The following is a 5,082-nucleotide window of genomic DNA, read 5'->3' on the forward strand; positions in this document are numbered from 1 at the left end:
GCGTTCGTTGTTTGGCAGTGTTGCGGAGAGAACGGGGTTTTCTACACTGATTTTTTGTGTTGTGTAGGCAGCAACAACTTTCGCAATCCCTTCTAGTTCGCTGTAGGTTAGCTCTTTTAAGATGTGGGTTTGCCAACCATTTGGACCCTCAACAATCACTTCGCCTGGGCGATTGACAACAATCTCAAATAAATTCTCATCATTGAGGAAGTCATCTAAGATTTTTAATTTTGTTAAAACGATAGAGGCTCGTTCTATGTTTTTTGCTGTTGGCATAATATACTCTGAACGTGAGAATTAAAAAAAGGAATAGCCTGGCGTAGAACGCGAGAAAGCGTTTCTCTTTTTTCCTGTGATGGTTAATTTATAAACAGAGGAAAAATCGAGATCTTTTGCTACAAAGATGTTGACCAGTTCGCCTTGAAATTTTTCTAGGGTAGGCGGGATGTTGATTTGATTTTCAAGGGCAACGGTGGCTGTATCTTTTCCAGTGTTGTTTGCGCCTTCAAAACCGCCGCCTCCAGAGTTGTTTGAACCTTCTTTATTGGAATTGCCTACTATTTTATTTGTTAGGGCGGTTGTGGCACCATCAATAACGGTCAACAAAAGGGAAGAGCCAAAGCGTTCCCACCAATGGGTGTTGATGTTGCCATCAAAACCAGCTCTTCCTAAACTGTCTGTTGCGGGTGAGGCAAGGTCGATGATGACACCGGTTGGGGTTTTTGCTCTTGTCCAGAGAACAAAGAGGCGGGATTGACCTTGTTTTATCCCACCGCGGTATTCTCCAATGACTTGGGTTCCTTTATCAAGTAAAACAACGCGACCATTGTCGGAGAGGATATCACGGTTGATGATGCAGCTTGCAAAGCCTGGTTGCTCACTGTTTAATGCCGTTTCTAAGATACAGGGGATAGAGGTTCCCATGGCGATGATAAAGTTTCTATTGCCGATGAGTTTTGCTTTTGCTTTTGCTTCTTCTGTTGTGGTAGGTTTTAAGAGGGTCGCAAAATTTTGTGTGTCTTGAAGGGCAGGAGAATTTTGCGCATTCGCGAGATTTTCAAGGGCATGGAATTTTTCAAGGGGGTTGAGAGTCGTGTTGACAATGTCTTTTAATTGAGATTTAGAGCCTTTGGCAAAAGCTAAGACAGGGGCACGTCTTGCGGCATCAAGTAGTGGGTCATCTTTTTTGGGTTCTGGTGCGAGTGGTTGTGGGGGTGGTAAGGTTATTGGCGCTATGTTTGCACGCGGGTCAGAGGGGGCGAGCTCTAAAGGGGCGAGGGAATTGTGAAAGCTTTGTGCTTGTTTTTTATGAGCTTTTGCGGTGTCTTTTTGTTCTGTGGGGGTGGATAAGATGTTCCAGAGGACATAGCCGCAGATTCCTATACAGGCTATTGCGACAACTATTTTTTTGCCGGCGGTTTTAGCGCTATTGTTTTTGCCATCCCCAATAGATCCGCGATCTTCGATGATTGGTTTATCACTCATGTGTTGTCCCCTTCAATTCCCGCTTATTTAAAGATCTGATGCAATTTTACGTTCAACAGCTGGTGAGGTGGTTCCGGTTCCTGGATTAACGCCTTTGGGTTGATAGGCTTCATTAAAGACGCATAGGACGTTTTTTCCCTGTCTTAGGGTGAAGCGTGCGCTAATGGCATGGACAATCACCATGTTGCCTCTTGTGGTTTTGGGAACCAGCGATTCTGTACCATCATTGTTGACAATGTAAATGGCAGGGATTTCTTGGTTGTCGGGAAAAGACAATGCTGTTGTTCCGCTATCCCTAATAGTGTCTCGATCTTCGATGATTGATTTATCACTCATGTTTTGTCCCCTTCAATTCCCGCTTATTTAAAGATCTGATGCAATTTTACGTTCAACAGCTGGTGAGGTGGTTCCGGTTCCTGGATTAACGCCTTTGGGTTGATAGGCTTCNACCGTCATTGCTGACAATATAAATGGCAGGGATTTCTTGGTTGTTTGGAAATGTAAATGTTGTGGTTTTGCCATTGTCATAAACGGAGGAGGGTTCGAGAGTGATAGAGCCTTGAGCGGTGTAAGCCCAATTGCGAGGTCCGTATATTTCATAAGCGTTGAAGACATTATCAATCCGTTGGGATTGTTGTTTTTCTTGTCGCATAAGGGCTGCGAGTCTTCTTTGTTCTGCTTCTTCTTGTGGGTAGCGAAATTTCACAAGGAAATATGTTTCTTGTCCAGAGGAAATTTCTCCATCTTTAATGATGAGTTCAAATTGATAAGAGCGCTTTGAGCCATCAAGCTTTGTGGTGACGACTTGGAGATTGGTAATGGGTTGGACTTCTCTTGCCTTTAGAAAAAGAATATTACCCGCTGGTGCAACTTCCCATGCAACGCTGTTGCCAATGGCTACATGAGCAATTTCTTCATTGGCAGAAAATTCTATTTGTACGGATGAGCGTATGGAGCCAATAATTTTTGTGACATTATAAGCATCATAATTAATAAAGCGAATGCGGCTATCGCTTGGCGTGCGGGTGGGAAAAACACTGGCATGGCTAGGCGTTAAAGAAAGGGTAATAGCGATGTTAAGAATGAGAAAAAGGAATTTTTTTGTCATGATCAGTTGACCACTTCCGGATCGGTTCTATATTCATTAACGATAAACCCTAGAGGATTTATCAAACGGTTTTGGACAGAGATAGGGGCATTGGTATATTCAAAGGTGAGGGTTGCAACCCAGTGGGTGATGAATTCTTTTTTGTTGTCGTTGTTACGTACAGTTCTGTAGTAACGCACTTGGGCAACATCGTCATTGATAAAGGAGATTGATTTTATTGTTATTGTAACGGCGGCATGTTTATAGAGAATTTGAGGACTTTGGGGATTTCTTGCTCCATACCAGCTGGCAAATCTTTGCTGTTCTTCAGAAGAAGAGAGGAGAGAGACGGTTTGGAAGTTGTGTTGTGTTTCTTCTGTGGTGAAGCCTTCACGGGAGCGGACATATTTTGCAGCAAAGTAGCGTGTGATTGCTTCGTCGACATTGGTGGGACCTTCTTTTAAGGCTTCCACAACTTCGGTGATGCCGGTTGAATTGTCCACACGGATGACAAAAGGTTCCACGGTTTTAAGGGGTGTGAGGGTGATGACCGCGAGAGAAGACATTATTGCAACAGCAACCGCGATGCCGGTAATGGCAAGCGAGACGCGGGTGGTGCGGCGTGAGGCGAGCATGCGATCTTGATCGAACGAGCGCGCTTCAGCGATGTATTGTTCTACGGCATTTTCTTTCATGCTTTTTGCCCGCAATTTTTGTAAGATTTGATTTCTTCATCCGTTAATTTTTGTGCCAGAAGCGTTTCCAGCTTCCCTTCTTTCACGGGTGAAGGTGTGTTGTTACTGATGATAATGGGCGTGGGCGTGGGTTTTTTCCCTTCCCAATTCCACATTGATCTGTTGAGTGGACGTTTAGAATATCCATCACACTTTGGGAGTGACTTCAGTGTGTTTGGTGAAGACACACAGCCACTGAGAAAGAGAAATGGTAAGATAATCCCAATTTTTTTAAATTCCCGCATTTGAACTTAGGCTTCCTTTTTTTTCGAGATGAGTTTTTTTAGACCATGAATTATAGCCTTAGCACCTGCTTGAGCAGCTTTCCCAAACGGTTTTGCTGAGTCTGCACCTAATTTCGCTGCTCCTGTAAGAGAGGCTCCACCAGCAGCTAAAGTTGATGCAATGCCGGGTAAGTTAATGAAGAGGTAACCGCCACAAAAACTAATAACAATAATTCGAAGTAAGGTTAGGAGAATTTCTCCAAAATTTTCTTTAAGGATACTCATTGCAATATCAATATATAAACTGCCTAGTAGAACTATCAAAATTTGTAGAATGATAAAATTGGCAACTTGTCCTAACCATGCTTCTGTAAATCTTCTTGTTGTTGAAAACATATACAGGCTTATAAAGAGTGGACCTACTGATAGGACAAGAAATAAACCAATTTTAGCAAATGTTGATATAATAAAACCAATACCACAAAATATAGTAATAATTACCGTACAGATTGCTCCACCTATCCATATGCCAACAGTATCAAGAACTCCTGCATTTTCTACTTGTTTAAAAATTTTTCCAACCGCATTGTGAAGCATACTATCCCATATACTGGGTTCTAGCTTTGATGTGTGTACAAGATGTGTAATAGCATTAGGCAAATCATGGAAAAATATATCTCTGACCCATGTATTATAGCTAGAAGCATTTGTGGTTAGTGTAACAATGATACCAAGTTTGAAAGCTGTTGCTATAAAATCCCATAATGGTACAGAATAACGACCGTAGATAATATTATAACCAAGAAAAATGATATAAATTGTGGCAGAGAGTTTAATTGGAGCATTTAAACCAGCTGAAAGACCGCCAATACTTTGATCCATTAGCTTTACAAGGGGATCCATGACAGCTTTGTCCATCCGAGTAAAGAAAAATAGTGCGCTAGGTGCCATTACTAGTCCCTTTGTAATATGTAGTGCTCCAATTTCTTGGAAAACTCTTCCTCTTTTTTTATAGTTTATTTTTCTGTTTTTTCAGATTTTTTTTGTTCTTGATTATCTTCAAGAAGTTCATTTGCAAGGTTATGGTAATATTCTTTACGAAGTTCAACTGCTGCTAATCGTGCATTTTCACAGTTTTTTGAATTACCTGAGACTCCACATTTCACAACCCATTCTTCCATCAATTTTTTATCTTTTTTAAATTCTGCGACGCTATAGGTTTTTTCACATCCAACTGTGATGAGCCCTGTGCAAAGTAGCAATGTTGTTATGAGAACTTTATTCATAGATATTTCCCCTTCTTCCTTTCAGTTTTTAAAGTTTGAGCACAATCTTTAAATTATGCTTGTGTTATCGGTTGTTTTACAACCAGTGATGATAAATCTAGGGCACAGACATAATGTTGCCATAAATATAAGTCTAAAATACAAAAAGCTCTTTAAGTTGAGCAGCTAAAGCGCAATAGTGATGCGTAATGGTGCTATCCATTATTTTTGTAAGGGAATACATTACAGTATCATCTATCCAAGTAAATATACCTCTGGTTTCTATT

The 5,082-nt window shown here is 41.1% G+C and carries 5 protein-coding genes and 3 pseudogenes; all 8 read right to left on the reverse strand.

The genetic code is table 11. The features are described from left to right. Positions 1-276, reverse strand: a pseudogene (locus ACFIMG_RS05550) (P-type DNA transfer ATPase VirB11); the annotation flags it as partial. A gap of 21 nt (positions 277-297) precedes the next feature. Then, positions 298-1,485: a type IV secretion system protein VirB10 gene (virB10, locus tag ACFIMG_RS05555; RefSeq protein WP_375678428.1), complete on the reverse strand. Its 1,188-nt coding sequence runs from the start codon at positions 1,483-1,485 to the stop codon at positions 298-300. A 27-nt stretch (positions 1,486-1,512) separates the two neighbouring features. Beyond that, a pseudogene (locus ACFIMG_RS05560) lies at positions 1,513-1,770 on the reverse strand (TrbG/VirB9 family P-type conjugative transfer protein); the annotation flags it as partial. Between the two features lie 78 nt (positions 1,771-1,848). Next, a pseudogene (locus ACFIMG_RS05565) lies at positions 1,849-2,593 on the reverse strand (TrbG/VirB9 family P-type conjugative transfer protein). Between the two features lie 2 nt (positions 2,594-2,595). Continuing rightward, on the reverse strand, positions 2,596-3,267 hold the full coding sequence (locus tag ACFIMG_RS05570) for a virB8 family protein (RefSeq protein ID WP_375679142.1): 672 nt from the start codon (positions 3,265-3,267) through the stop codon (positions 2,596-2,598). Then, on the reverse strand, positions 3,264-3,551 hold the full coding sequence (locus ACFIMG_RS05575; protein ID WP_375679141.1) for a type IV secretion protein VblB7: 288 nt from the start codon (positions 3,549-3,551) through the stop codon (positions 3,264-3,266). Before ACFIMG_RS05575 ends, ACFIMG_RS05570 begins: the two co-directional genes overlap by 4 nt. Positions 3,552-3,557: 6 nt before the next feature. Next, positions 3,558-4,481 carry a type IV secretion system protein gene (locus ACFIMG_RS05580; protein ID WP_375679140.1) on the reverse strand — a complete coding sequence of 308 codons (924 nt, stop codon included), beginning with the start codon at positions 4,479-4,481 and terminating at the stop codon, positions 3,558-3,560. A 65-nt stretch (positions 4,482-4,546) separates the two neighbouring features. Further along, the gene (locus ACFIMG_RS05585; RefSeq protein WP_375679139.1) at positions 4,547-4,816 is read right to left on the reverse strand and encodes an EexN family lipoprotein; all 270 of its coding nucleotides are present in this window, start codon (positions 4,814-4,816) and stop codon (positions 4,547-4,549) included. Positions 4,817-5,082: the final 266 nt, after the last annotated feature.

The organism is Bartonella sp. AP11XZML, assembly GCF_042196445.1.
Taxonomy (GTDB): domain Bacteria; phylum Pseudomonadota; class Alphaproteobacteria; order Rhizobiales; family Rhizobiaceae; genus Bartonella.

Excerpts from the sequence above, each read along its gene's own strand:
- ACFIMG_RS05580 (WP_375679140.1), bottom strand. The coding sequence starts at position 4,481 with ATGGCACCTAGCGCACTATTTTTCTTTACTCGGATGGACAAAGCTGTC.
- virB10 (WP_375678428.1), bottom strand. The coding sequence starts at position 1,485 with ATGAGTGATAAACCAATCATCGAAGATCGCGGATCTATTGGGGATGGC.
- ACFIMG_RS05575 (WP_375679141.1), bottom strand. The coding sequence starts at position 3,551 with ATGCGGGAATTTAAAAAAATTGGGATTATCTTACCATTTCTCTTTCTC.
- ACFIMG_RS05585 (WP_375679139.1), bottom strand. The coding sequence starts at position 4,816 with ATGAATAAAGTTCTCATAACAACATTGCTACTTTGCACAGGGCTCATC.
- ACFIMG_RS05570 (WP_375679142.1), bottom strand. The coding sequence starts at position 3,267 with ATGAAAGAAAATGCCGTAGAACAATACATCGCTGAAGCGCGCTCGTTC.